The organism is Neisseria sp. HMSC056A03, assembly GCF_001815685.1.
GTDB lineage: Bacteria > Pseudomonadota > Gammaproteobacteria > Burkholderiales > Neisseriaceae > Neisseria > Neisseria subflava.
The window spans coordinates 21,340-46,947 of the sequence record NZ_KV821600.1; the positions used below are offsets into that span (position 1 = coordinate 21,340).

At 49.0% G+C, this 25,608-nt stretch carries 27 protein-coding genes and 2 tRNA genes; 14 read left to right on the top strand and 15 right to left on the bottom strand.

Annotated elements, in window-relative coordinates:
• Positions 1-2 precede the first annotated feature (2 nt).
• The 3 genes from ubiM to rplU form a co-directional block, all read right to left on the bottom strand.
• A complete protein-coding gene (ubiM, locus tag HMPREF3052_RS02865; RefSeq protein WP_070748403.1) occupies positions 3-1,187 on the bottom strand; it encodes a 5-demethoxyubiquinol-8 5-hydroxylase UbiM in 1,185 nt (394 codons plus the stop codon).
• A 274-nt stretch (positions 1,188-1,461) separates the two neighbouring features.
• A complete protein-coding gene (gene rpmA / locus HMPREF3052_RS02870) occupies positions 1,462-1,734 on the bottom strand; it encodes a 50S ribosomal protein L27 (protein WP_002212328.1) in 273 nt (90 codons plus the stop codon).
• A gap of 27 nt (positions 1,735-1,761) precedes the next feature.
• Positions 1,762-2,070, bottom strand: a complete 309-nt coding sequence (gene rplU, locus HMPREF3052_RS02875; protein ID WP_002216394.1) for a 50S ribosomal protein L21 — start codon at positions 2,068-2,070, stop codon at positions 1,762-1,764.
• A gap of 263 nt (positions 2,071-2,333) precedes the next feature.
• Here rplU and ispB point away from each other — a divergent pair, with 263 nt between their 5' ends.
• From ispB to HMPREF3052_RS02890, 3 genes are all read left to right on the top strand, one after another.
• Positions 2,334-3,308, top strand: coding sequence for an octaprenyl diphosphate synthase (gene ispB / locus HMPREF3052_RS02880; RefSeq protein WP_070748405.1), 975 nt, complete (start codon positions 2,334-2,336; stop codon positions 3,306-3,308).
• 4 nt (positions 3,309-3,312) lie between these two features.
• Complete coding sequence (locus HMPREF3052_RS02885) at positions 3,313-3,759, top strand: DUF441 domain-containing protein (protein WP_004518807.1); 447 nt, start codon at positions 3,313-3,315, stop codon at positions 3,757-3,759.
• 18 nt (positions 3,760-3,777) lie between these two features.
• A tRNA-Arg gene (locus HMPREF3052_RS02890) sits at positions 3,778-3,852 on the top strand.
• A 102-nt stretch (positions 3,853-3,954) separates the two neighbouring features.
• Here HMPREF3052_RS02890 and HMPREF3052_RS02895 read toward each other — a convergent pair.
• Positions 3,955-5,112: an NnrS family protein gene (locus tag HMPREF3052_RS02895; RefSeq protein ID WP_070748408.1), complete on the bottom strand. Its 1,158-nt coding sequence runs from the start codon at positions 5,110-5,112 to the stop codon at positions 3,955-3,957.
• 86 nt (positions 5,113-5,198) lie between these two features.
• Positions 5,199-5,579 carry a hemerythrin domain-containing protein gene (locus HMPREF3052_RS02900; protein ID WP_049321982.1) on the bottom strand — a complete coding sequence of 127 codons (381 nt, stop codon included), beginning with the start codon at positions 5,577-5,579 and terminating at the stop codon, positions 5,199-5,201.
• A 146-nt stretch (positions 5,580-5,725) separates the two neighbouring features.
• On the opposite strand from HMPREF3052_RS02900, the gene HMPREF3052_RS02905 reads away from it, so the two are divergent.
• Positions 5,726-6,184, top strand: a complete 459-nt coding sequence (locus HMPREF3052_RS02905) for an RrF2 family transcriptional regulator (RefSeq protein WP_049337024.1) — start codon at positions 5,726-5,728, stop codon at positions 6,182-6,184.
• A gap of 599 nt (positions 6,185-6,783) precedes the next feature.
• Here the strand turns inward: HMPREF3052_RS02905 and HMPREF3052_RS02915 are convergent.
• The 8 genes from HMPREF3052_RS02915 to HMPREF3052_RS02950 all read right to left on the bottom strand — a co-directional run bounded on the left by HMPREF3052_RS02915 (position 6,784) and on the right by HMPREF3052_RS02950 (position 13,503).
• Positions 6,784-6,859 (bottom strand) — tRNA-Ile (locus HMPREF3052_RS02915).
• A gap of 93 nt (positions 6,860-6,952) precedes the next feature.
• Positions 6,953-7,807: a dihydropteroate synthase gene (gene folP, locus HMPREF3052_RS02920; protein WP_070748410.1), complete on the bottom strand. Its 855-nt coding sequence runs from the start codon at positions 7,805-7,807 to the stop codon at positions 6,953-6,955.
• An 84-nt stretch (positions 7,808-7,891) separates the two neighbouring features.
• Positions 7,892-9,553, bottom strand: a complete 1,662-nt coding sequence (locus HMPREF3052_RS02925) for an electron transfer flavoprotein-ubiquinone oxidoreductase (protein WP_070748412.1) — start codon at positions 9,551-9,553, stop codon at positions 7,892-7,894.
• Positions 9,554-9,686: 133 nt separating this feature from the next.
• Positions 9,687-10,124 carry an ExbD/TolR family protein gene (locus HMPREF3052_RS02930; RefSeq protein ID WP_003686804.1) on the bottom strand — a complete coding sequence of 146 codons (438 nt, stop codon included), beginning with the start codon at positions 10,122-10,124 and terminating at the stop codon, positions 9,687-9,689.
• Between the two features lie 3 nt (positions 10,125-10,127).
• Positions 10,128-10,787, bottom strand: a complete 660-nt coding sequence (locus HMPREF3052_RS02935; RefSeq protein ID WP_003686817.1) for a MotA/TolQ/ExbB proton channel family protein — start codon at positions 10,785-10,787, stop codon at positions 10,128-10,130.
• A 102-nt stretch (positions 10,788-10,889) separates the two neighbouring features.
• A complete protein-coding gene (locus HMPREF3052_RS02940) occupies positions 10,890-11,825 on the bottom strand; it encodes an energy transducer TonB (RefSeq protein WP_070748413.1) in 936 nt (311 codons plus the stop codon).
• 351 nt (positions 11,826-12,176) lie between these two features.
• Positions 12,177-13,073, bottom strand: coding sequence for a tyrosine recombinase XerC (locus tag HMPREF3052_RS02945; protein WP_070748415.1), 897 nt, complete (start codon positions 13,071-13,073; stop codon positions 12,177-12,179).
• Between the two features lies 1 nt (position 13,074).
• Entirely contained in the window at positions 13,075-13,503 is a 429-nt protein-coding gene (locus tag HMPREF3052_RS02950) for an acyl-CoA thioesterase (RefSeq protein WP_070748417.1), read from the bottom strand.
• Between the two features lie 150 nt (positions 13,504-13,653).
• Here HMPREF3052_RS02950 and fba point away from each other — a divergent pair, with 150 nt between their 5' ends.
• The 4 genes from fba (at position 13,654) to HMPREF3052_RS12015 (ending at position 15,776) form a co-directional block, all read left to right on the top strand.
• Positions 13,654-14,718 carry a class II fructose-bisphosphate aldolase gene (gene fba / locus HMPREF3052_RS02955; protein WP_070748419.1) on the top strand — a complete coding sequence of 355 codons (1,065 nt, stop codon included), beginning with the start codon at positions 13,654-13,656 and terminating at the stop codon, positions 14,716-14,718.
• A 128-nt stretch (positions 14,719-14,846) separates the two neighbouring features.
• Complete coding sequence (locus tag HMPREF3052_RS12005; protein WP_003686781.1) at positions 14,847-15,053, top strand: glycosyltransferase family 2 protein; 207 nt, start codon at positions 14,847-14,849, stop codon at positions 15,051-15,053.
• 22 nt (positions 15,054-15,075) lie between these two features.
• Positions 15,076-15,570 carry a glycosyltransferase family protein gene (locus tag HMPREF3052_RS12010; protein WP_003686806.1) on the top strand — a complete coding sequence of 165 codons (495 nt, stop codon included), beginning with the start codon at positions 15,076-15,078 and terminating at the stop codon, positions 15,568-15,570.
• Complete coding sequence (locus tag HMPREF3052_RS12015; protein WP_283126945.1) at positions 15,534-15,776, top strand: hypothetical protein; 243 nt, start codon at positions 15,534-15,536, stop codon at positions 15,774-15,776. The genes HMPREF3052_RS12010 and HMPREF3052_RS12015 overlap by 37 nt, the downstream gene beginning before the upstream one ends.
• Before the next feature lie 65 nt (positions 15,777-15,841).
• Here the strand turns inward: HMPREF3052_RS12015 and HMPREF3052_RS02965 are convergent, their stop codons facing one another.
• Complete coding sequence (locus HMPREF3052_RS02965; protein ID WP_070748422.1) at positions 15,842-17,518, bottom strand: formate--tetrahydrofolate ligase; 1,677 nt, start codon at positions 17,516-17,518, stop codon at positions 15,842-15,844.
• Positions 17,519-17,697: 179 nt separating this feature from the next.
• On the opposite strand from HMPREF3052_RS02965, the gene HMPREF3052_RS02970 reads away from it, so the two are divergent.
• Positions 17,698-18,129 (top strand): EamA family transporter, encoded by a 432-nt coding sequence (locus tag HMPREF3052_RS02970; RefSeq protein ID WP_003680126.1) that lies wholly within the window; start codon positions 17,698-17,700, stop codon positions 18,127-18,129.
• A 70-nt stretch (positions 18,130-18,199) separates the two neighbouring features.
• On the opposite strand, the gene HMPREF3052_RS02975 is transcribed toward HMPREF3052_RS02970, so the two are convergent.
• Positions 18,200-19,342: an extracellular solute-binding protein gene (locus HMPREF3052_RS02975; RefSeq protein WP_070748424.1), complete on the bottom strand. Its 1,143-nt coding sequence runs from the start codon at positions 19,340-19,342 to the stop codon at positions 18,200-18,202.
• A gap of 308 nt (positions 19,343-19,650) precedes the next feature.
• Here HMPREF3052_RS02975 and rpsT point away from each other — a divergent pair, with 308 nt between their 5' ends.
• The 5 genes from rpsT to HMPREF3052_RS03000 all read left to right on the top strand — a co-directional run bounded on the left by rpsT (position 19,651) and on the right by HMPREF3052_RS03000 (position 25,573).
• Positions 19,651-19,914, top strand: coding sequence for a 30S ribosomal protein S20 (rpsT, locus tag HMPREF3052_RS02980; protein ID WP_002212556.1), 264 nt, complete (start codon positions 19,651-19,653; stop codon positions 19,912-19,914).
• Between the two features lie 168 nt (positions 19,915-20,082).
• Entirely contained in the window at positions 20,083-21,222 is a 1,140-nt protein-coding gene (locus HMPREF3052_RS02985; RefSeq protein ID WP_070748426.1) for a phospholipase A, read from the top strand.
• Between the two features lie 151 nt (positions 21,223-21,373).
• Positions 21,374-22,075 (top strand): DUF502 domain-containing protein, encoded by a 702-nt coding sequence (locus HMPREF3052_RS02990; protein ID WP_070748477.1) that lies wholly within the window; start codon positions 21,374-21,376, stop codon positions 22,073-22,075.
• Between the two features lie 64 nt (positions 22,076-22,139).
• Positions 22,140-23,948 carry an aspartate--tRNA ligase gene (gene aspS / locus HMPREF3052_RS02995; protein ID WP_070748428.1) on the top strand — a complete coding sequence of 603 codons (1,809 nt, stop codon included), beginning with the start codon at positions 22,140-22,142 and terminating at the stop codon, positions 23,946-23,948.
• 239 nt (positions 23,949-24,187) lie between these two features.
• Positions 24,188-25,573 carry a PIG-L deacetylase family protein gene (locus tag HMPREF3052_RS03000; protein WP_070748430.1) on the top strand — a complete coding sequence of 462 codons (1,386 nt, stop codon included), beginning with the start codon at positions 24,188-24,190 and terminating at the stop codon, positions 25,571-25,573.
• Positions 25,574-25,608 lie beyond the last annotated feature (35 nt).

Genomic DNA, 25,608 nt, shown 5'->3' on the forward strand with positions numbered 1-25,608 from the left:
AATTAACCAGTCAATTGTTTGGTAATCAGTTTTTTCAGCAGTGGGAAGTTATTACTTGCACGCAATACCAAACCGCGCAGCAGTTTCGCTGGAGCAGTTTCATTGGTAAAGAGTTTCAGCAGCATATTGGTGCCGTGGTAAATCGGATGGGCATGCAACATATGCTTGGTGCTGTATTTTTCCAGCAGACTCTTCGCACCAATATCCTGACCGCGTTGCTCGGCTTCGAGAACCAATTTAGCCAAAAGATCGGCACTTGCCAGACCCAAGTTGAAACCGTGCGCCGTCACCGGATGCATACCGACTGCGGCATCGCCGATCAACGCGCTGCGTTTGCCGTAGAAACGTTGGGCAATCATACCGACCAAAGGATAATTGTGAATGGTGCTGACCAATTCCATATCACCCAAACGGCCTTTAAGTTGCTCTTTCACGCTGGCTGCCAACTCTTCCGGCGACATATTTTTAATCGTTTCGGCTTTATCGCTGTCCACCGTAATCACGGTATTGGTCAAGTGTTCTTCCAAAGGCAGTAACGCAATGGTGCGGCCGTAGTGGAAGCATTCATATGCGGTATGCAGGTTGGACAGAGTATGCTTCATGCGGCACACAAACATGGTGCGGCTGTAATCGTGCATATCTGAAGAAATGCCCAGTTGACGGCGCGTTTGCGAGAAGCGACTATCGGCGGCCAACAACAGACGGCCGGTCAATACTTCGCCACTTTCCAAAATAACTTGCGCCTCATTGTCGGAAGTTTTAACTTCTTTAACATTGGTGCCGGTCAGAATTTTCACGTTGTCCAATTTGGAAACGACTTCATAAGCGGCTTTACGGATGTTGTGATTGGAAATCAAATAGCCCAAGCAATCGGCAGGCTCGCCGCGCGCCTCAGTCGGTTGCGGGAAGTGGAGCTGGTAATCGGAATGACCGTTCAACACTTTGGCATCGCGCAAAGGATAAATTTCGTCTTTCGGAATCAAATCCCACATACCCAATCGCTGCATGATTTCGCGCGACAAGTGCGTCAGTGCGATTTCACGGCCGTCATACGGCGGATTTTGCAACACTTCTAAAGGACTTCTTTCAATCAGGGTTATGTTCAACCCGCTTCCGGCCAACTCTGCGGCAAAACTTAATCCGGCAGGGCCTGCGCCGACGACGAGAATATCACTGTGTAAGCTCATGGGAGGAATTCCTTGTATTCAACTGATACGGATTTTTTCAGACGGCCTTAAGTTTACTGTGTTTAGCTACATGAGGGTAAATCAAAGGCATTTGATAGATTATATAGAAAGCATTGATAGAATAAAACAAATGTTATCAATTGTAAGCGCGTTTTTACTTTGGCCTTAATATAAATCAAGCTTCACGACATACGGATTTTATCAAACGGACAAACATTCAGATAAACAAAAACCGCATTCCGAAAAGGGAATGCGGCTTTCAATCGTAAAACGATTATTCTTCAGAACCGGTGTAAGGACGGATGCTGACGGTTTTACGGTTCAGCGCGCCTTTGGTTTTGAATTCAACGTAACCGTCGACTTTAGCAAACAAAGTGTGGTCTTTGCCCATGCCTACGTTGTCACCTGCGTGGAATTTAGTACCGCGTTGACGAACGATGATGGAGCCTGCCGGAATCAGCTCGTTGCCGTAGGCTTTAACGCCCAAGCGTTTGGCTTCTGAATCGCGACCGTTGCGGGTGCTACCGCCTGCTTTTTTACTTGCCATTTGTAATACTCCTGAACTTACTTGAAATTAGGCGATTGCCACGATTTCGATTTGGGTGAAATTTTGGCGATGGCCTTGGCGTTTTTGGTAGTGTTTGCGACGACGCATTTTGAAAATGCGTACTTTCTCGCCACGACCATGAGCAACGACTTTGGCTGTTACTTTTGCGCCTTCGATAAAAGGTGCGCCTACTTTTACAGATTCGCCGTCAGCAATCATCAAAACTTCAGTCAGTTCGATTTGGCTGTCGAGTTCGGCTGGTATCTGTTCTACTTTCAATTTTTCGCCAACGGAAACTTTGTATTGTTTACCGCCGGTTTTTACGACCGCGTACATACTCAACTCCATGAGAATTAGGTTAACATTCCGCACACCATGTGCGAAACGAGCTATTCTATTTCTATTTGCCTGTTTTGTCAAAATTTATTTTATTTACAACTAAAAAGGCCGTCTGAAAGATATGTTGCATGCTTTTTAACTGATATAATCACGCGCTGGATTGCTGATATCTTTATGCAACATCACTACCCCGACCGAATGTACGGGTTTAAACAGATTCATTGGAGCCTCCGCTCCGTTTTATCAACAGAGAATGTTTTATGCTCGAAAACCTGCCTTACTTCCAACGCCACCTGCCCGATGACCTTGCCAAAGTGAACACGGTCATCAACCAAGCTGTTCAATCCGATGTCGCGCTGATTTCGCAAATCGGCACATACATCATCAGCGCGGGCGGTAAGCGACTGCGTCCGATTATTACCATTTTGGCAGGCAAAGCAGTCGGGCATGACGATGAAAAGCTGTATTCGCTGGCGGCGATGGTGGAATTCATCCACACCTCCACCCTCCTGCACGACGATGTCGTTGACGAAAGCGAATTGCGCCGCGGCCGTAAAACCGCAAACAACCTCTTCGGCAACGCGGCGGCCGTTTTGGTCGGCGACTTCCTCTATACACGCGCCTTCCAACTGATGGTTGGTTCGGGCAGCATGCGTATTTTGGAAGTGATGGCCGATGCGACCAACATCATCGCCGAAGGCGAAGTCATGCAGCTGATGAACATCGGCAATACGGATATTACCGAAGAGCAATACGTCCAAGTTATCCAATACAAAACAGCAAAATTGTTTGAAGCGGCCGCTCAAGTCGGCGCAATTTTGGGCAAAGCTTCCCCCGAACACGAGCAAGCCTTGAAAGACTACGGCATGTACGTCGGTACAGCTTTCCAAATCATTGACGATGTATTGGACTATTCAGGCGAAACCGAAGAAATCGGTAAAAACGTCGGCGACGATTTGGCAGAAGGCAAACCTACCCTGCCATTGATTTACCTGATGCGAAACGGCTCCGAGCAGGCCGCCAACGATGTGCGCCATGCTTTGGAAAATGCCGACCGCAGCTATTTTGAAAAAATCCACGATTATGTCGTCAACTCCGACGCTTTGCCGTATTCGATTTCCGAAGCGAAAAAAGCCGTCGACAAAGCCATCGCTTCATTGGACGTATTGCCTGACAGCGAAGTCAAAGAAGCCATGATCCAACTGGCAAAAGAATCTTTGGCCCGAGTATCTTAATCCGATGAATTTCAGCTTTGTCCCTTTGTTTCTGGTTACGCTGATTTTTTTGGGCGTCGTCAGCAACAACAACTCGATTACGATTTCGGCGGCGGTATTGCTGCTCATGCAGCAGACGGCCTTGTCGCAATATCTTCCCTTGGTGGAAAAACACGGTTTGCATCTGGGCATCATCCTGCTGACCATCGGCGTATTGAGCCCGCTGGTTTCCGGTAAAATCCAGATTCCGCCGGTTTCCGAGTTTATCAATTTTAAAATGATTGCCGCCGTCCTTATCGGTATTTTGGTTGCCTGGCTTGCCGGACGCGGCGTTCCATTGATGAGCGAACAGCCTGTTTTGGTAACCGGATTATTAATCGGCACGGTCATCGGCGTTGCCTTTGTCGGCGGCATTCCGGTCGGCCCTTTGATTGCCGCAGGCTTATTGTCTTTTTTTGCCGGAAAGGTTTAAAATCCCCTCCTTTACCGCCTCGCCATAGTTCAACGGATAGAACGTATGCCTCCTAAGCGTAAAATACAGGTTCGATTCCTGTTGGCGAGGCCACAGTTTCAATAAAAGCCTTTCATATTCTGAAAGGCTTTTTTTATTATCAATAATAAAGGCCGTCTGAAACTTTTCAGACGGCCTTTTCATTTCGCCAAACCGTTAGCCCGGACGACCATCCGAACGCGGACGGATCAGCCAAGGAATATATTTCCATGCGTACAACAGCAAAGAGGCGGCAAACAAAGCGGCGGAGCAGCGGATACTGTGCGTATATGCCGTACCGCTCACAAAGGTAGCCAAAACACGGACAACCGTTGCGGCTATCATCAACCAAAAGGCGACAGGAACCACTTTAGGCGGCGGATAAATGGAGTTGCCGGTATGGCCAAGCGCGGTTCGCGCCATCATGCCCAAAGTCAGCACGCCGATACCGCCAACGCCGATAAGGTGCACACCCAAATTCAGGAAACTTGGAATCCAATAAGAAATGCCGACAGCAATCAAGCCCAAACCTGTAAACAGATAGCCGGCAAACAAAATCCAAAGCATAGGTTCTTTCAGTACGGCTTTATACCACCAGCGGTACACCTGCACGGTAAAAATCACACCGGCAGCCAGAGCAAACAACGCGGCCAATCCCGGCAAAATGTTATGCGCCATCAGCATGGCGGTCAGCATAGGCAGCCAAAGCGATGCGTGCGCCACCCATTGAGGGCTGGGGATTTGCGGCACGTTCAGGCGTTTGGACGTAAAGAACGAGATAATCCGCATACCGATCAAACCGATAAACCCGGCCACCATAATCAAACCGGATTGCAAACCGGTCATCAGCGCAATGGCATCAAACGGCTGCACTTTCAGATGGAAGGCGAAATGGGTGCCGCCCAAAACAAAAATAGCGAACACGGCAACATAGTTGCGCTTGTTTTGAGAACGGATTACCGGCAAAGCCATGCATACCGCGCCATACCAGAAAAAGATCGTACCGAATATGCCGCTTGCCGTTACACCCCAACCGGGGATAAACATACAAATGCGGGCCAACAGCCAAAATGCTGTCAAACCGGCCAACGCCTTACCGCGTGTCGGCGGCTGGCCTGTCCAAGTCGCCACGGCCGTCAATAAAAATGCAATGACAACCAATCCGGCATAGCCCCAAATCATTTCATGGGCATGCCAATAAAAACCCGGCAACTCAGGCGTACCCTGAAAGCCGAAGCCCCAAAGCAGTATAGACAATGCGCCATACAAAGCCGCCAACGAATAAAACGGGCGGAAGGCCATTGCCCAAACCGGGTGTTTGAACAAATCGGTCATGGTAGTTCCTTCAATTTTTATATCATCATAAAACAGCAACAGAGGCCGTCTGAAACTTTTCAGACGGCCATCGATTCCTTTCCCTGTTACACATTCTCAGGCAAAGGCAAAAAAGGTTCAATCGCAGGGAAAAGCTCGCGCTCCTCAAAGCGCGCATGATCGCGCAAAGTAACAGCAAACTCCTTATTCCATGATTCATTCATATATTCAGGATGCGCCATCATCGCGCGCAATTTGGCATGATCGCCTTCAAAACGCTGCCGCAACGCAGGGTCAATTTTATCCCAATACGGCGCAAACATGGTTTCCTCTTCCAAAAAATGTGGCTCAAGCTCAATAAAATGAGGATCCAGCTCCGCCTGATGGCTTTGATCGGGCGTACGCAGGAGACGGACGCACAACGACAGCGAGCCATGATGTTCGCGGGAAAGTTCTATTAAGGCAGGATGGCGTTTCAAGGGCTTCATAAGTTCGTTATAATGGTAACAGTTTGTCAAACTGGATTAATTCAAATGTTTCAGATATTATGAAACCCAATCCCACATAAAGTCAAACAGCCCCTCTCCAAGCACTACGCTTTTGACATATAATAAAAATATCTAAAGAGCCAGCCATGTATCTGACCCAACATACCGATTACGGATTGCGCGTATTGGTTTATACCGCCATCAACGACGACACCCTCGTCAATATCGGCACCATTGCCGAGACTTACAATATTTCCAAAAGCCATTTGATGAAAGTGGTTACCTCATTAGTCAAAGGCGGTTTTCTGGTCAGCGTACGCGGCAAAGGCGGCGGTTTGCGCTTGGCAGACAATCCTGAAAACATCAATATCGGTGCAGTGGTACGCCATCTTGAGCCGATGCAGGTCGTCGAATGCATGGGCGACAACAACGAATGCCTCATCACCCCTTCCTGCCGACTGACCGGTATCATCACCGGCGCCATCAAAGCTTTTTTCAGTCACTTAGATCAATACTCACTGCAAGATCTGCTGGACAAGCCAACTTACGACATACTTTATACACCGCGCATCCCGATCAACGAAATACGCGGAACGGCCGACTAAATCTTCAGGCCGTCTGAAAACAATCCAGCCATACTAAAATGGTATTACTGAAATAATAAAAAATGCCGTCTGAAATGGAGATTTTCAGACGGCATTGGTTTACAAAACACTCTACAGCTTAAATAGCTGACTTTCATTCGATAGGTTAATTTTTATGCTAAATATATCGAATATAAGACAACAGAAAAACCTAAAATAAGAATAATCATAGCAACCGTAAAATTTATTCTTAATATTTTCAAATAAAATTTATTGGAGATTTTTTGTATTCCAAACAGTATCTTGAAAAATTTTAATTGCATACTTCTATGAGTAAATAGATATTCAAAAAAACCTATATCCATCCCTTCTGATTTTAATATTTTATATAGCATTACTAGATTAATGATAACTGCAATAAAATACAAAAATGCTAAAAAAAACTGAAAATAAGGAAATAACTCCACCAAACTACTCCTTCTTTTTTAAAAAGGATTTTTCCTAAAAAACATATTAGACGACATAACCGAATTGCTATACTCGACATTATATTCCAACCCTTCACAAACTAATAAATACAAAAATGCCCGAAGCCAAAAGCCTCGGGCATTTTTAATATTTGGTGGGTCCGGTGGGTTTCGAACCCACGACCAAGGGATTATGAGTCCCCTGCTCTAACCCCTGAGCTACAGACCCGTCAAGAGTAGAAGCGGATTATAGCATAACTTGTTGCTTGTTCAAGATGCCGGGCAAATGTTTCAGACGGCCTGTCGGTTTTCTATCCGGGCATTATGCCGATACGCCCAATGCTTCCCAAACTTTCAAAGCGTCCGATGTTGCCTTGACATCGTGAACACGGATGATTTGCGCGCCTCGGGCGACAGTGGCCAAAGCGGCTGCGACGCTGCCGTGTATGCGTTTGGCGGCATCTTGTTCGCCTGTCAGCTCGCCAATCATACCTTTTCGCGATACGCCGATCAGGAGTGGGAATCCGGTTGCGTCCATCAATTCAGGCAAATGTTGTATCAGGGTAATGTTGTGTTGCAGGTTTTTGCCGAAACCGAATCCGGGGTCTAGCGTGATGCGTTCAGGGGCAATGCCTGCTTGAACGCATTCTGCCGCGCGTGCTTTTAAATAACGCGCGACTTCTTCGACAACATCTTGGTATTGCGGATTAAGCTGCATGGTTTTGGGCAAACCCTGCATGTGCATGAGACACACGCCTGTCGTCGGCTGTTGCGCCAGCAAGGCGACTGCGCCGTCATCACTCAATGCGGCAATATCGTTGATAATATCCACGCCGCCTTGCGCCAAGGCTTTTTCCATGATCGCCGTGTGGCGCGTATCCAAGCTGACGGGAACATTCCACTTGGCCACTTCCGCCAAAACCGGCTGCACTCTGGCCCATTCTTCTTCGAGAGAAACATCATCATCCGAACCCGGACGGTTAGATTCGCCGCCGATATCGAGAATATCCGCACCGTCTTTCAGCAGTTGCTCGGCATGTGCCAATGCTATTTGGACATTTTGCGAATAGGTGCCGCCATCGGAAAATGAATCGGGGGTCAGATTGACGATGCCCATGATTTTCGGTTTGTCTAAGGCGATTTCAAATCGGCCTGCCTGCCAAATGTGCGTGTTCATAATGCTTCCATTGATGAAATAATAGGATAGAGGCCGTCTAAAACTTTTCAGACGGTCTTTAGGTTTTGACTTTAAAACAGTAAATTACATTCCGCCGTAATTCGGTCCGCTCGCGCCCTCAGGACAAATCCAAGTGATGTTTTGTGTCGGGTCTTTGATGTCGCACGTTTTGCAGTGAACACAGTTGGCGGCGTTGATTTGCAGGCGCGGATTGCCGTTTTCTTCGACGATTTCATATACGCCGGCCGGACAATAGCGGGTTTCGGGCGAGGCGTATTCTTTGTAGTTTACATCTATCATGACCTGCGGATTTTTCAGCACCAAATGGTCGGGCTGGTTTTCTTCGTGCGCAAGGTTGGCAAGGAAAACGCTGCTCAAACGGTCGAAGGTCAAAACGCCGTCGGGCTTCGGATAGTCAATCGGCTTGCATTCAGCGGCTTTTTTGAGCTGCTCGTTGTCTTTGCCGTGATGTTTCAAAGTCCACGGGGCTTTGCCTCTGAAAATCATCTGGTCGATACCGGTATAGACGGAGCCGAGGTAAACGCCCCATTTGAATGACGGACGGACATTGCGCGCGGCGTAAAGCTCTTGATACAGCCAACTTTGTTCAAAGCGTTGCTGATAATCGGTGGCCTCTTTGCCGCTGTCGAAGCTTTCCACTTCTTCGAGGTTTTCTAACAAAGGAAATACGGCTTCTGCGGCAAGCATGGCGGATTTCATGGCCGTATGGATGCCTTTGATGCGCGGCATATTCAGGAAACCTGCAGCATCGCCGACCAAAACGCCGCCCTTGAACGAGAGTTTCGGCAGGCTTTGCAAACCGCCTTCAATCAGCGAACGCGCACCATAAGCGATACGGCGGCCGCCTTCAAAGGGTTTGCGGATTTCAGGATGGGTTTTGAAACGTTGGAACTCTTCAAACGGCGACAGATAAGGGTTTTGATAATCCAAACCGACCACAAAGCCGACAGCGACTTTGTTCTCGTCAAAGTGATAAATAAACGAGCCGCCGTAGGTTTTGCTGTCCAACGGCCAGCCTGCGCTGTGCATAACCAAACCGGGCTGATGTTTTTCAGACGGCACTTCCCAAATTTCTTTAATGCCCAAGCCGTAAGTTTGCGGCTCGCTGTTTTGGTCGAGCTTGAATTGTTCAATGACTTGCTTGGAAAGTGAGCCGCGACAGCCTTCGGCAAATATGGTTTGCTGCGCCCAAAGCTCCATGCCTAGCTGGAATGAATCGGTCGGTTTGCCGTCTTTACCCACGCCCATATTGCCGGTCGCAATGCCTTTGACCGAACCGTCTTCGTGATAAAGCACTTCGGCAGCGGCAAAGCCCGGATAAATTTCCACGCCTAAATTTTCCGCCTGCTCTGCCAACCAGCGGACAACTTCGCCCAAGCTGGCAATGTAGTTCGCATGGTTGTCGAAATTAGGGGTAATCGGCAGGTTGAACGCTTTTTTCTTGGTCAGGAACACAACCCTGTCTTTCGTCACTGTGCGTGTCAGCGGCGCGCCTTTTTCTTTCCAATCAGGAATCAGCTCATCCAAAGAAATCGGATCGATAATGGCACCGGCAAGCGAGTGCGCACCGGCCTCCGAACCCTTCTCCACCACGCAAACGCTGATTTCGCGTCCATTCTTTTCGGCAAGCTGCTTGAGTTTGATGGCGGCGGACAAACCCGATGGGCCTGCGCCGACAATCACGACATCGTATTGCATACTGTCGCGTTCGATGGTTTCTGTCATGGCTGTTCCTGTATTGTCATTATTGAATTTAATCCGCTAATTATACAGCCTGGACATATAGTTACCAAATACAACAAAAGGCCGTCTGAAACTTTACTCAAATTTCAGACGGCCTTTATTGTGTTCAAAAGGATTATTGCGCCTTGGTTTCCGTTACAAAACCGATTTTACTGATACCGGCTTCGCGTGCCGCTTGCAGGGCTTGGTTGACGTAATCGTATTCAACCGCTTTATCCGCCGCAATCGCCACAATCACATCTTCATTTTTCGCTTTGGCCTCTTTCAGCTTGGCAGTTACCGTTGCCAAATCCACTTTGGTATCCGAATCGCCGCCAACGACATAAGCACCACTGGCATCAATACTCAAACGCAAAGGATCTTTAGGCTGCTGCTTATCCTCTTTCGCCGCTTTTTCCGAAGCAGTCGGCAACTCCAAAGGAATCGAGTGGGTCAGCACCGGCATAGTAATCATAAATACAATCAGCAACACCAGCATTACGTCCACCAAAGGCGTAACGTTGATATCTGACATCGGCGCATCATCGCCGGAATTCATTGATCCGAAAGCCATGATTTAATCCTTTTGGTTCAGAAGGCGGACATGCAGGTCATGTGCAAATGCATCCATATCTTGCGCGATGGTTTTTGTACCGCGATTGAGGAAGTTGTACGCCAATACGGCCGGAATCGCCACAAACAGGCCGACAGCAGTCGATACCAAAGCTTCGCCAATCGGACCGGCTACCGCAGCAATGCTCATTTGACCGCTTTCGCTGATGCCGATCAGGGCATGGTAAATACCCCAAACCGTACCCAACAGGCCGATAAACGGAGCGGTTGCACCGATAGAGGCCAAAGCGGTCATACCGTAGTCGAACTGGCGCATGGTTTGGGTCAAACTGTTACGGATGTGAACGACCAAGTATTCGTTCAAAGGCAATTCGTCAATCAGCGATTTGCTCGTCGTTTGACGGTAATTTTGGTACGCGCGCAGAGATTCATCTGCAACACGGCTCATCGGTGCTTCTACCGCTTTGGCTTTTTGTACAGCATCAGCCAGCGTAAACGCATTCAGCATCAACTCTTTTACCTGTGCATTGCCTTTTTTCGCTTTGCGGTATTTGATGCAGCGAATCACAATGACGCTCCAAGTTACTACGCTCATCAACAACATCAGGACAAATACACCAATCAGTACCACATCACCTGATTTGAAAACTAAACTTAAATCCATAATTTTTCCAAGTTAAAAATAAAATTAAAATTTCTATCGGGTCATTTAAAATTATTTCCCAACAGCATATATTTTCTAATCAATCAGCTTAGGCCTAGATACTTATTCGAGCGTGAATTTGACAGGTACTTTAAATTCAGTCCAAACGCTTGCATTACAGCTACCATCTTTAACGGCTTTACGCGCTGCATTATCCAGACGACTATAACCACTTGATTTATTCACACTGATTGAATCCACTTTACCGCCGGGACCAACCAAGACTTTCAAAACAACCAAGCCCTCTTCACCATTTTCAGTGGATAGTGAAGGATACGGAGGTCTTGGAATATGGCAGGTTCCTTTTGCAGGATTGCCTTTACTGCTGCCGGCACCTGTACCGCTGCCACCACCTCCACCACCGGTACCGGAACCATGTTCGCCTTTCGCACCGCCGCTGCCGGATCCGCTGCCTTCGCCACGGCCGCTACCTGTACCTTTCGTACCGCCGCCGTTGCCTTTTCCTTCTCCGCCCAAGGCTTTGCCTTCGCCGTTGCCTTTACCGTTTTCCGCAGTATTCGGTCCGGTTTTGCTGCCTGAGTATTCAGATGCTTTGGGAGATGGTTTAGGTTCTGCCTTCGGCTCTGGTTTTGGTTCAGGTTTTGGCTCGGGCTTCGGCTCTGGTTTGGGTTCCGGCTTAGGCTCGGGTTTTGGTTCAGGTTTCTCGATAGGTTTCGGTTTTTCCTTTTGCTGTACGATATCCGCTTTTTCTTTTTTCGTTACCACAGGTTTGATAACAGGTTTGGGCGGCTCGACAGGCTTAGGTTTGGGTTTCGGCTCAGGTTTCGGTTGTTCGGGGGTAGGCTCGGGGGCGGCAGGTGCGCCTTCACCTTCAGGGCTGCCGTCGCCACCGCCAAAATCACCCAAATCGACAAATTCAATATTCGCCATTTCGACAGGAGGCGGTTTGTGCGCATGCCATAAAAGTGCAACCAAGCCGACGTGAATCAACGCAACGGAAGTCACGACGGCTGGAGTTAAAATTCGTTTTTTATCCATAATTCCGTTATGTTAATAGCAACAATTCCCGTTTGCAAGTCGTTTTACAGTCAAAATAAGCATTAATGCTTATATAGAAAGTTATAGACCTGCTGTTTTAAAGGCTGCATATCATAATATGATATTAGCTCTCATTACTAATATTATCAAACAAGCGGTCGTCTGAAAAGATAAACGGTATTGTAAAAGCCATCGCCTCTTACAATCTTTATGCCATCCGCACATCAGACCGATATTGAAACCTCATCAGACCGATAAAAATTCAAATAGTTTCAAACCATCTGTATTTTTTATCCATAAAACATCAGGCCGTCTGAAAACATTCTTTCAGACGGCCTGACTCAAACAAAATTATTTTTTCCGCTTCGCCCTTGGGTGCGCTTCATCATAAACACGCGCCAAATGGTCGAAATCCAGCTTTGTATAAACTTGCGTAGCGGAAAGATTGCTGTGTCCCAACAATTCCTGCACGGCACGGATATCGCCCGATGCCTGCAAAAGATGGGTTGCATAGCTGTGGCGCATCATGTGCGGTGAAATATGGCTGGCACTGCCCACGCGCACCGCCCACGCCTGCAGGCGTTTTTGGATTTGACGTTGCCCCAGTCTGCCGCCGTTCTTATTGGTAAACAAGGCCTGTTCGCCCTCTTTGGCAATACGCACTGCCAAATAATCGCGCAATGCCGCAATGCTTTTAGCCACTAAAGGCACTTGCCGTTGCTTGCCGCCTTTACCCTTCACACTGACCCAGCCTTCGTCCAAGACGATACCGTCCAGATTCAAACCTTGTATCTCGCTCAGGCGCAAACCGCTGCCATACATCAATTCAAACATGGCCTTATCGCGCACGTCCAATTCGTCATCAACAGGCGCATGGTCGAGAATATGGTTTAAAGGTTCTTGCGGCAGCGCTTTGGGCAGGCGTTCGGGCAGGCGCGGCGCTTTCATATTAAATGTCGGGTCGCTTTCCATGACTTCTATCTGCACCAGCCAACTGCAATACTGCCGCCACACCGACAATTTCCGCGCCAAGCTGCTTTCGCTCAAGCCCTTTTGCGACAATTTTTTCAATACCGCTACAAAATCACGACGCGTCGGCAGGCCGTTTTCAAGATTATCGGGCAACAGGCGCATCAACTCACTCAAATCGCGCCGATAAGCAGAAACGGTATGCTCCGACTTGCCTTGTTGCAGCAAGGTTTTCAGATAGCGTTCAAGATGAAGCGCAAAATGGTTTGATTCCGCCATTTCAGACGGCCTCCAATGCCGTTTTCAATGCCAAAGGCAAACGGCAGACACGTTGCTTGCCATAATCGAAACACACCATGCCTGTCTGCACTTTCGCCAGCACAAGGCCGTCTGAAATCCTGCGGATACGGTACAGCAAAGAAAAGCCCACTCCAGCCATGCCCGCCGCCCCCATTTCTACCGACAGCTCATCGCCATGATGACCTTGCGCCAAATACTGTACCGCCGCATCCGCCATAATCAGGCCCGCCCCTCCGGCATCCATTTCGCTCCAACCCAACGCCGTAAGCCAACGCATCCGCACTTCATGGCACAAACGCAACACCGCATCGTTCGCCAGATGGCCGCCATAGTTCACATCGCCCACCTGCACCGTCAAGGCCGTCTGAAACAAAGGCTTATCACACTCAGCCACCGAAATCCTATCCATTTTGCACACCCGTTTTCAATACTATGCCATTATAAGCCGAGACCCTGTTCGTTAATATATAAAAACAATGTAACAGCTTGTAGTCTTTCATTTCAAAAAACATTATAATTTATCGGATAAATTTACCCTTCACTACCTCAGGAGCTCCTCATGGCACTCGTATCCATGCGCCAATTATTGGACCATGCAGCCGAAAACAGCTACGGTCTGCCCGCATTCAACGTTAATAACCTCGAACAGATGCGCGCCATCATGGAGGCGGCCGACCAAGTCAATGCCCCCGTTATCGTTCAAGCATCCGCAGGCGCACGCAAATACGCAGGTGCCCCATTCCTGCGCCATCTGATTTTGGCAGCAGTCGAAGAATTCCCGCACATCCCTGTGGTAATGCACCAAGACCACGGCGCATCTCCTGATGTGTGCCAACGCTCCATCCAACTGGGCTTCTCCTCTGTAATGATGGACGGCTCGCTGATGGAAGACGGCAAAACCCCTTCTTCTTACGAATACAACGTCAACGCCACCCGTACCGTAGTTAACTTCTCCCACGCTTGCGGCGTGTCCGTTGAAGGCGAAATCGGCGTATTGGGCAACCTGGAAACCGGTGAAGCCGGTGAGGAAGATGGCGTAGGCGCAGTGGGCAAACTTTCCCACGACCAAATGCTGACCAGCGTTGAAGATGCCGTACGTTTCGTTAAAGATACCGGCGTTGACGCATTGGCTATTGCCGTCGGCACCAGCCACGGCGCATACAAATTTACCCGTCCGCCCACAGGCGATGTATTGCGTATCGACCGCATCAAAGAAATCCACCAAGCCCTGCCGAACACCCACATCGTGATGCACGGCTCCAGCTCCGTTCCGCAAGAATGGCTGAAAGTCATCAACGAACACGGCGGCAAAATCGGTGAAACCTACGGCGTACCGGTTGAAGAAATCGTCGAAGGCATCAAACACGGCGTGCGCAAAGTCAACATCGATACCGACTTGCGCCTCGCCTCTACCGGTGCCATCCGCCGCTTCATGGCAGAAAACCCATCCGAATTCGACCCGCGCAAATACTTGAGCAAAACCGTCGAAGCCATGAAACAAATCTGTCTTGACCGCTACCTCGCATTCGGTTGCGAAGGCCAAGCCGGCAAAATCAAACCGATTTCTTTGGAAAAAATGGCAACCAAATACGCCAAAGGCGAATTGAACCAAATCATTAAATAATCCGTATATCGGATTCACACTAAGGCCGTCTGAAAACTTGAAAATAAGGTTTCAGACGGCCTTAGCTTTGGGGAAATTTATAGTAAAATCTTCCACCGACCACACATCAAAACACATCGAAAGCAAACATGAAACTCGCCGTTATTTTGCCGGCCTATTGCGCCGAAGCTTATTTGCCCGAATGTTTGGATTCGGTATTGAATCAAACATTCCGCGACTTTTTCGTCATCGCCATCAACGATGCTTCAACAGACAAAACCGGCGAAATCCTCGAGGCTTACGCAGCTAAAGATTCACGTTTGCAGGTTTTCCATCTTCCGGAAAACAGGGGGTGAGCCGTTTGCCTGCCAATTTGCCATGGATATGCTCAAAGACGTAGAGGTCGAATATGTGGCACGAATGGATGCGGACGATATTTGCGCCTTGGATCGTTTTGAAAAACAGATTCAGTTTTTAGACAGCCATCTCGAAATTGATATTGTCGGCAGCCAAGCCACCATCTTTTTCGATGACCAAACCGGAAGAGAACCCGTTTTAAGCGACCTTCCCCTGCTCGACAAAGACATTAAAGCCTTTCTCTCCTTTGCCGCTCAAAACATGTTCAACCCCACCACCATGTGGCGGCACGACAGCATTAAAAACCTTGAGATAAACTACACCGCGACAGAAACCGCGCCCGATTTCCATATGTGGGTGCAATGCGCCCTACATGGCAAAACCTTTGCCAACCTGCCCGAGTCTTTGTTGTCATACAGGATACACACAACTCAAGAAAGCAAAAAAGAGACAAAATCAACAGATCCGTCCAATACACCATGGAATTGTGGTTCAGCCACCTTTTCCCTGAATTAAACCCAGTAGAAGTCACCCTCTTAAGCCGAATCTTGCATGAAAAGCAACTGCGTTTAACCACTGAAGAGCTGAAAACCATTTTTGCCGCTTATGACAGAATCAGCAAAGACCGCAGCATTTCCTTGTTTGGCGAAGACCGCAATACAATGTTCGGCATGATAGACAATTTCTTCAATCTCTTAAAAAGCCGGTTGAAATTCACTTAAATCATAAAAGGCCGTCTGAAACCAAGGTTTCAGACGGCCTTTATCTATTTCAATTTCAATCTAAATCAGAACAAGCCGTGAATCACGCCTTCTGCGTCCACATCGATTTTTTCGGCAGCCGGAACTTTCGGCAGACCCGGCATTTTCATCATATTGCCACACAACGCAACGATGAAACCAGCACCAGAAGAAACGGTAATGCCGCGCACGGTAATGCGGAAGCCTTCAGGGCAGCCCAAGAGTTTGGCGTTGTCGCTCAAAGAATATTGGGTTTTCGCCATGCAGACCGGCATTTTGTCCAAGCCCAGTTTTTCCAGTGAAGTGATTTCGGCAGACGCTTCCGCGCTGAAATCGACATCTTCCGCGCCGTACACTTTTTGGGCAATCGCACGGATTTTGTCTTTAATGCTCAACTCGACATCGTAGGCAAAGCTGAAGTTATTCGGTTGGTTTTCGATGGCATTGACGACTTTGTGCGCCAAATCTGCACCACCCGCGCCACCTTTGCCCCATACTTCGGTCAGGGAAACTTCAACGCCGTGTTCCGCACAAGCTTTTTCAATCATGGCCAACTCGGCATCGGAGTCGGACACGAAGCGGTTGATGGCAACCACCACAGGCAGGCCGAATACGTTTTTCAGGTTGGAAATGTGTTTCAGCAGATTAGGCAGGCCTTTTGCCAAAGCGTCGAGGTTTTCTTCGCCAAGGTTGGCACGTTCCACGCCGCCGTTGTATTTCAAAGCGCGGACAGTGGCCACGACAACAGCCGCATCAGGTTTCAAATCCGCCAAACGGCATTTGATGTCGCAGAATTTTTCCGCACCCAAATCCGCGCCGAAGCCTGCTTCGGTTACGGCATAATCGGCAAGGTGTTTCGCCAAACGGGTGGCAGTTACAGAGTTACAGCCGTGGGCGATGTTGGCGAACGGACCGCCGTGTACAAATGCCGGAGTGCCTTCGATGGTTTGTACCAAATTAGGTTTAATCGCATCTTTGAGCAATGCCGCCATCGCGCCATTCGCTTTCAAATCTTTGGCATAAACAGGGCTGCCGTCTTTGGCGTAGGCGACAAGGATGTTGCCCAAACGCTCTTTCAAATCGCTGATGTCTTTGGCAAGACAGAATACCGCCATCACTTCGGAAGCAACGGTAATGTCGAAACCGTCAGGACGCATCACGCCGTCAACAGGTTTGCCCATGCCGTCGATGATGTTGCGCAACTGACGGTCATTCATATCAACCACGCGACGCCACAGTACGCGTTTTGGATCGATGTTCAACTCGTTGCCTTGGTAGATATGGTTGTCGAGCATGGCGGCAAGCAAGTTATTCGCCGCACCAATGGCGTGAAAGTCGCCGGTAAAGTGCAGGTTGATGTCTTCCATCGGCAAAACTTGGGCATAGCCGCCGCCCGCCGCGCCGCCTTTGACGCCGAACACAGGCCCCAAAGAAGGTTCGCGCAGGGCGATAACGGCGTCTTTGCCGATATGGCGCAACGCGTCCGCCAAACCAATGGTTACAGTGGTTTTACCCTCACCCGCAGGAGTCGGATTAATGGCGGTAACCAAAATCAGACGGCCTTGTTTTTGAGGCAGCTTGAATGCTTCGGCAGGATTGATTTTGGCTTTGTAATGACCATAGGGCTCAATGTTGTCAACGTTCAAACCCAGCTTGGCGGCAATTTCACCAATCGGGCGCATGGTGGAAGACTGGGCAATTTCAGCATCGGTTTTGAAGCTCATGATTTTCCTTTATTGAGAGAGGGAAAGGCCGTCTGAAACAATACAATTAAAGACAGCTGGAAGAAAAAGAATATTAGTTCTATTATAGCGTTTTCCAAAGACAAACCGCAGTGAAAATTTCGATATTTCATCAACAAGCGGATTCATATTGTCAACAATTTAAAACAAAGGAATAAAACATGAGCAGCAACGCATGGCTGTTTTGGGCATTGGCATCGGCAGGCTTCGCCTCATTGACCGCCATTTTCGCCAAAATGGGTTTACAGGGCATAGATTCGGATTTCGCCACCTTTATCCGCACCTTGGTCATCCTCGCCGCTTTGGTATTGTTTTTAACCTACACCGGCAAATGGCAGGGCGTGAACGGCTTTACCGGCCGTAACTGGACATTCCTCATCCTATCCGGCCTCGCCACCGGCGCCTCTTGGCTCGCCTACTTCAAAGCCCTGCAACTGGGCAACGCCTCGCAAGTCGCACCCGTCGACAAATTCAGCCTGGTCTTGGTCGCCCTGATGGCCGTTGTTTTCTTAGACGAACGCCCAAGCACGCAGGAGTGGATAGGCTTAGGCTTGGTAACCGCAGGCGTATTGACTTTGGCTTTGAAACGATAAAGATTGGGACATCAAAAAAGGCCGTCTGAAAAATTTCAGACGGCCTTCGCTTCAAACAATCAGCTCAAAATTAATTTGAACCGACTTTGATTTTTTGCCACAAGTTGACAGACAGTTTTTTCGCATCTGCGCTCATTTGAGGCATGACGAAACCGTCTTTCATATCTTGCTCGTTCGGGAAAATAGAACGTGTGTTCACCAACTCGGCAGGCATTTTTTCGCGTGCAGGTTTGCTGGCCGGCGCGAAGGTTACGGCGATACCGTTTTTCGCAGCCACTTCGGGATCCAGCGTGTAGTTGATGTACTTGTGGGCATTGACGACGTTTTTCGCATCGGCCGGAATCAGCCAAGATTCAATCCAGAAGCCCATGCCTTTCGGAGTCAACACTTCGATGCCGACATTGTTTTTCACTTCTTCAGAACGCGCTTTGGCCAAGTTCAAGTCGCCGCCGTTACCTGCCGCCAAGCAGATGTCGCCGCGCGCCAATTCGTCAATGATGGAAGGGCTGAAACGTTTCACGTCAGGACGGATGGTTTTCAAAACTTCCGCCGCCGCTTTCAAATCTTCAGGATTCGAGCCTTTAGGATCTTTACCCAAGTAGTTCAACAAGATTGGGAACATTTCGCTAGGGGTATCCCACAAAGCGATGCCGCAAGATTTTAGCTTGTTGGTGTATTCAGGTTTGAACAGCAAATCCCAGCCGTTTTCAGGCAGCTTGCCGCCCAAAAGCTCTTTACCCTTCGCCGTAATCGCCAAAGTGTTCACGCCGGAGAAGTAAGGCACGGCGTATTGATTGCCCGGGTCGGCGGTTTCCAACATCTTCAGCAATTCAGGGTCGATGTTTTTATAGTTCGGAATCAGATCCTTATTGATTTTTTGGTATGCACCTGCCTCAATTTGGCGCGGCAGGAAGGCAATACCGGGCACAACCAAGTCATAGCCGGATTTGCCGGTCAGCATTTTGGCTTCCAGCGTTTCGTTGTTTTCATACAAATCGTAAGTCAGCTTCAAATTGTTGGCTTTTTTGAAGTCTTCGACTGTACTTTCGTCAACGTAGTTTGACCAGTTGTAAATATTCAAAGTATCGGTAGCGGCTGTCTCGGCATTGGCAGCAGGCGCGCTGCCTGCTTGAGGTTGCTCGGCTTTTTTCTCGCCACCGCCGCACGCGGCCAAAGACAATGCGGCCAATACGGCTAATACAGATTTTTTCATACGGGTAGATTCCTGATGAAAGAGTGGTTAATGTCAATAAATAAGAAACCCTGCACCCCATAAACACCCCGGCGCAGAGTTAGGCTATTGTAATGGAAACGTAAGCAAACGAAAAGCAATATCCATCTGATTTTTATTGAAATAAGGCAAAGCAACATCATCTTTTTCCCAAAAGCGTTGCACCGGCTGTCGTTTTTGGGCAAAATACGGCTGATTTGCGCGCGTTTATAGAGAAAAAGCTTGCACACAAGGAAATCTGTCTTTAAAATTGCGCGTTTACAGAATTTATTTTTCAGGAGATATTCAATATGGCAAACAGCGCACAAGCCCGCAAACGTGCCCGCCAGTCGGTTAAACAACGCGCCCACAACGCCAGCCTGCGTACTGCATTCCGTACCGCTGTGAAAAAAGTGTTGAAAGCAGTTGAAGCCGGCGACAAAGCTGCTGCTCAAGCAGTTTACCAAGAATCCGTTAAAGTCATCGACCGTATCGCTGACAAAGGCGTATTCCACAAAAACAAAGCAGCCCGTCATAAAAGCCGTCTGTCTGCTAAAGTAAAAGCTTTGGCTTAATACTGACGCAGATGTCGGAAATCCTGACAACCAAAGCAGGATAATCGAGCTGATACGATGCCCCTGAGGTCTTGCCTTTCAGGGGCATTGCCGTATCCACAGTCCAAACCGACTAAATAAAACCATTTACCCTTTCATCAGGCCGTCTGAAAAACAACGGAAACTCTCATGAACAAGATGTTGAAACATTCCCTAAGTATCGGATTCATTGCCGCCGCCCCACTGGCCGCCGCCAATACCGCCCTACACTGCACCACCATCCAAGACAATGCCACCCGTTTGGCGTGTTACGACAACATCTACTCGGCGCAACTCCCCCCTCAATCCCCACTGCCACAAGCGCAAACCGAAACCGCCAAAACACCGGTTGACCTCGAACAAAGCATCCGCAAGAGCATTGAGAAAAAAGAAGCGGCCATCGTATTCGACAACCCTACCCATCCGAATATTTCAGACGACGTATTAAGCGAAACTGCCGACAGCTACACGCCTTTAAGCCTGATGTACGATTTGGATAAAAACGACACACGCGGCCTGTTGAGCGTACGCGAGCACAACCCTATGTACCTCATGCCCGTTTGGTACAACAGCAGCCCCAACTACCACCCGGAATCCCCCAGTCGCGGCGTAACCACGCAGGAAAAATTCAGCGAGCAGAAACGCCTCGAAACCAAAATGCAAGTTTCCTTCAAAAGCAAGATTGCCGAAGATTTATTCAAAACCCGTGCCGACGTATGGTTTGGCTACACCCAAAAATCCGACTGGCAAATCTTTAACCAAGGCCGCAAATCAGCACCGTTTCGCAATACCGACTACGAGCCTGAAATCTTCATTACCCAACCCGTTAAAGCAGACCTGCCTTTCGGCGGCAAACTGCGTATGGTCGGCGCAGGTTTTGTTCACCAATCCAACGGTCAAAGCCGCCCGGAATCGCGATCATGGAACCGCGTTTATGCCATGGCCGGCATGGAATGGGGCAAGCTGACCGTTATGCCTAGAGTTTGGATGCGCGCCTTCGATCAAAAAGGAGATGACGACGACAATCCGGACATCAACAAATACATGGGCTACGGCGACTTGAAAGTCCAATACCGCCTCAATGACAAACAAAATGTTTATTCCGTCCTGCGTTACAACCCGAAAAGCGGACGCGGTGCCGTTGAAGCTGCTTATACCTTCCCACTTAAAGGCAAACTCAAAGGCGTTGTCCGCGGTTTCCACGGCTACGGCGAAAGCCTGATTGACTACAACCACAAACAAAACGGCATCGGCTTCGGCCTGATGTTCAACGACTGGGACGGAATCTGATTCCCCCATATTGTTTCAGACGGCCTTTGCAATCAAGGCGGCCGTCTGAAACAATAAAACAAAACAAGCCATTCGTTTAAAATACTCGTTTCCTAGCGCCCAAACGCGTATAATGCAAAGTTTGGGCAAAACTTGCCGGAATGAAACAAAGATGACAGAAGCCGCAGCCGAAAGCGGAAAAATCGCCAAGGCTTTAAAGAAATACCTGATTACAGGCGTACTGGTTTGGTTGCCGATTGCCGTAACCATCTGGGCGATGACCTACATCATATCCGCCGCCGACAGACTGATCAGCCTATTGCCGGAAAGCTGGCAACCCCAGCATTTCTGGGGGTTCAACATACCCGGTTTGGGCATTGTTGCCGCCACCGTTGTCTTGTTCGTTACCGGCGTATTTGCCGCCAACGTTTTAGGCAGACGGATTCTCGGCGCATGGGACAGCCTTTTGGGACGCATTCCCGTCGTCAAATCCATCTACTCCAGTGTTAAAAAAGTTTCCGAATCCCTGCTCTCCGACAGCAGCCGCTCGTTCAAAACCCCCGTACTGGTTCCCTTTCCGCAACCGGGCATTTGGACGATAGCCTTTGTTTCCGGCCATATCCCCGCCAAACTCAAAGGCAGCCTGCCGCAAGATGACGACTATATTTCCGTTTACGTCCCAACCACGCCCAACCCGACCGGCGGCTATTACATCATGGTTAAAAAAAGCGATGTTCGCGAGCTGGACATGAGCGTGGATCAGGCATTGAAATATGTAATTTCACTGGGCATGGTGATGCCGGACGACTTACCGGTTAAAGCCCTACCCGCCCAAAAGCCGTCAGAAGACGGTGATACCGAACACAACAATTAAGGTCTTCTTTTTTCAGACGGCCTTTCCTTCTTTTTCAAATTGAACAATATAAAAAGGTGATTTTATGCGTACCAATTATTGCGGCCTTATCAGCGAGCAATACTTAGACCAAACCGTTACCGTCAAAGGCTGGGTACACCGCCGACGCGACCACGGCGGTGTGATTTTTATCGACCTGCGCGACCGCGAAGGCATCGTTCAAGTCGTTATCGACCCTGATACTCCGGAAGCATTTGCCGCTGCCGACTCTTCCCGCAACGAATACGTTTTGAGCATTACCGGCCGCGTACGCAACCGTCCAGAAGGTACAACCAATGACAAAATGATTTCCGGCAAAATCGAAATCCTTGCCAAAGAAATCGAAGTCTTGAACGCTGCCGCTACGCCTCCGTTCCAAATTGACGATGAAAACATCAGCGAAAACGTTCGCCTGACCAACCGCGTTATCGACTTGCGCCGTCCTACCATGCAACGCAACCTGCGTCTGCGTTACCAAGTGGCTATGGGCGTTCGCCGCTACTTGGACGCACAAGGCTTCATCGATATCGAAACGCCGATGCTGACCCGCTCCACTCCGGAAGGCGCGCGTGACTACCTCGTACCAAGCCGCGTTCATCCGGGCGAATTCTTCGCGCTGCCGCAATCACCTCAATTGTTTAAACAACTGTTAATGGTGGCGGGTTTCGACCGTTACTACCAAATCACCAAGTGCTTCCGTGACGAAGACTTGCGCGCCGACCGCCAGCCCGAATTCACCCAAATCGACTTGGAAACCTCGTTCTTGAACGAGGATGAAATCATGGACATCACCGAAGGCATGGCAAAACAAGTCTTCCAAGACGCGCTGGGCGTGGACTTGGGCGATTTCCCGCGTATGCCTTACGCCGAAGCCATGTTCTACTACGGCTCCGACAAACCCGATATGCGCATCAACCTGAAATTCACCGAGCTGACCGACCTGATGAAAACGGAAGAATTCAAAGTCTTCCGTGGCGCAGCCGACATGAAAGGCGGCCGCGTGGTTGCCCTGCGCGTACCGAACGGCGCGAAATTCAGCCGCAAAGAAATCGACGAATATACCAAATTTGTCGGCATCTACGGCGCGAAAGGTTTGGCATACATCAAAGTGAACGATGTCAGCAACCTTTCCAACGGCGAAGACAGCGGTCTGCAATCTCCAATCGTGAAATTCCTGTCTGAAAACGCCCTGAAAGAAATCATTGAACGTACCGGCGCACAAAACGGCGACATCATCTTCTTCGGCGCAGACAAAGCCAAAGTCGTGAACGAAGCCATCGGCGCGCTGCGTATCAAAGTCGGTTTGGAACACGGCGCGGAAAACGGCTACTTCGTGGACGAATGGAAACCTTTGTGGGTCGTCGATTTCCCGATGTTCGAATACGACGAAGAAGCCGACCGCTACGTTGCCGTACACCATCCGTTTACCGCGCCTAAAGAAGGTCACGAAGATCTGATGGTTTCCGACCCGGCAAACTGCCTGGCACGCGCCTACGATATGGTGTTGAACGGCTGGGAAATCGGCGGCGGTTCCATCCGTATCCACCGTGCCGACGTACAGGAAAAAGTGTTCGCCGCACTGAAAATCAGCCCCGAAGAGCAACAGGAAAAATTCGGCTTCCTCTTGGACAACCTGAAATTCGGCGCGCCTCCGCACGGCGGTTTGGCATTCGGCCTTGACCGTCTGGTTACGCTAATGACCGGCGCCGAGTCCATCCGCGACGTGATTGCCTTCCCGAAAACCCAACGCGCCCAATGCCTGTTGACCAACGCGCCAAATGCGGTGGACGACAAACAGTTGCGCGAATTGAGCTTGCGCCTGCGTCAGAAAGCAGTTGAAACAAAAGAAGCATAATTTACCGGCTTAACCTTTAAAATATCAAGGCCGTCTGAAAAATTTGAAATTTCTTTCAAATTTTTCAGACGGCCTTTCTACATTTTGGTCGTTTATATATATAATCAACCGCAAACTGTTTTATTTTAAACGTTTACTTTAATGACGTTAGAGTGTGAAAATTAACCGTTTGTAATAAAAACAAACAAATAGTCTTCGCAAGCAATATCATAGCTGTTATACAATAAAGGAACCTGACAATGTTTCTGATACTGACGGGGCTGATACTGACTTTTTTTGTTTCTTTGTTTATTATTACTTCAATTATTCATAAAAAACAGTTTGCCTACAACACATACCAAGACTATAACTATCCCTCCCTCCCCTCTACCGCGCATGCTACCCTCAAGGGTGGCAACCTGACTTTGCCCGCCACTATCCGCGGGCAAGATACCGTTATTGCCAAAATCCGCATCAAATACACTTGGGCAGGATTGCTGGTATTGCCTTTTGTGGAAACCATTTCATCTAAAGGCAAATGGAAGCAATATTTCGAATACGGCGCAAAAGGCGTGCGCTATATCAATCTGAGCGACACCTTCTCCGACAGCGACAAAACCATCCGCCTGGAAGGCAAATACCTAACTTTGCCCGACCAAGAAATCGAACTCTCTGTTTATCCGCGTGAAAACCTAGACGGCAAAAAAATCCTTGTCCTCGCGCCTCATGCTGACGATGCCGAATTAAGCGCATACGGTTTGTACGAAAAACACGCCGCCAATTCAATGATCTGCACCTTAACTGCCAGCGAAGGCGGCAGCTTCCACTATGGTAATCTTTACAGCACATGCGACTTCGACACCCAGGCACAATATCTGCAAAAAGGCCGGATGCGCGTTTGGAACAGCCTGACCGTTCCCCTTTTGGCCGGCGTGCCGTCTGAAAACATCCTGCAACTGGGCTACTTCGACAGCACATTGACCGCCATGCGCCAAAATCCGGAAAAAGAGATTAAATCGACCAAAATCGATACAACCGATGTCGATATTTTCCGCAGTGCCAATACCTCCCCATTGGCGAAACATCTCAAGCCCGGCTCGACTTGGAACAGCTTGGTGGACAACCTTGGCTATCTGATAGAAACGTTCCAGCCGGATATTATCGTGACGCCGTCTCCCAATATTGATGTGCATCCCGACCACCAACATACTGCTCTGGCCGCCATCGAAGCCCTGCGTAAAATCGATTACCGCCGCGGCAATCTGTTTTTGCACACCATACATTATCTGAGCGACGACTTCCCTATTGGCAAAGTAGGGTCTTCCCTCAGCCTGCCGCCGCCCTCCGAGCAACCGTTCTACTTCCAAAGCATCCATTCCCATCCTTTGGACAAAGAGGAACAAAACCGCAAACTTCTCGCCCTTGATGCCATGAACGACATCCGCCCCAATTCAGACGGCTATATGCGTTGGAGTACCATGATATTCAAAGGCTTAAACAAACTGCGGCACCACGTCCTCCATCTCGACAAAGACTTGGTCAACCGCTTTGTCCGCAGCAACGAATTCTTCTATACCGTCCCCATCAGCGACTTGTACCAAGAAGAGACGCTGAAACAAATCACCTATCAGGGCAAAGCCCAATAAACTAGAAAGGCCGTCTGAAAAGATGTTTCAGACGG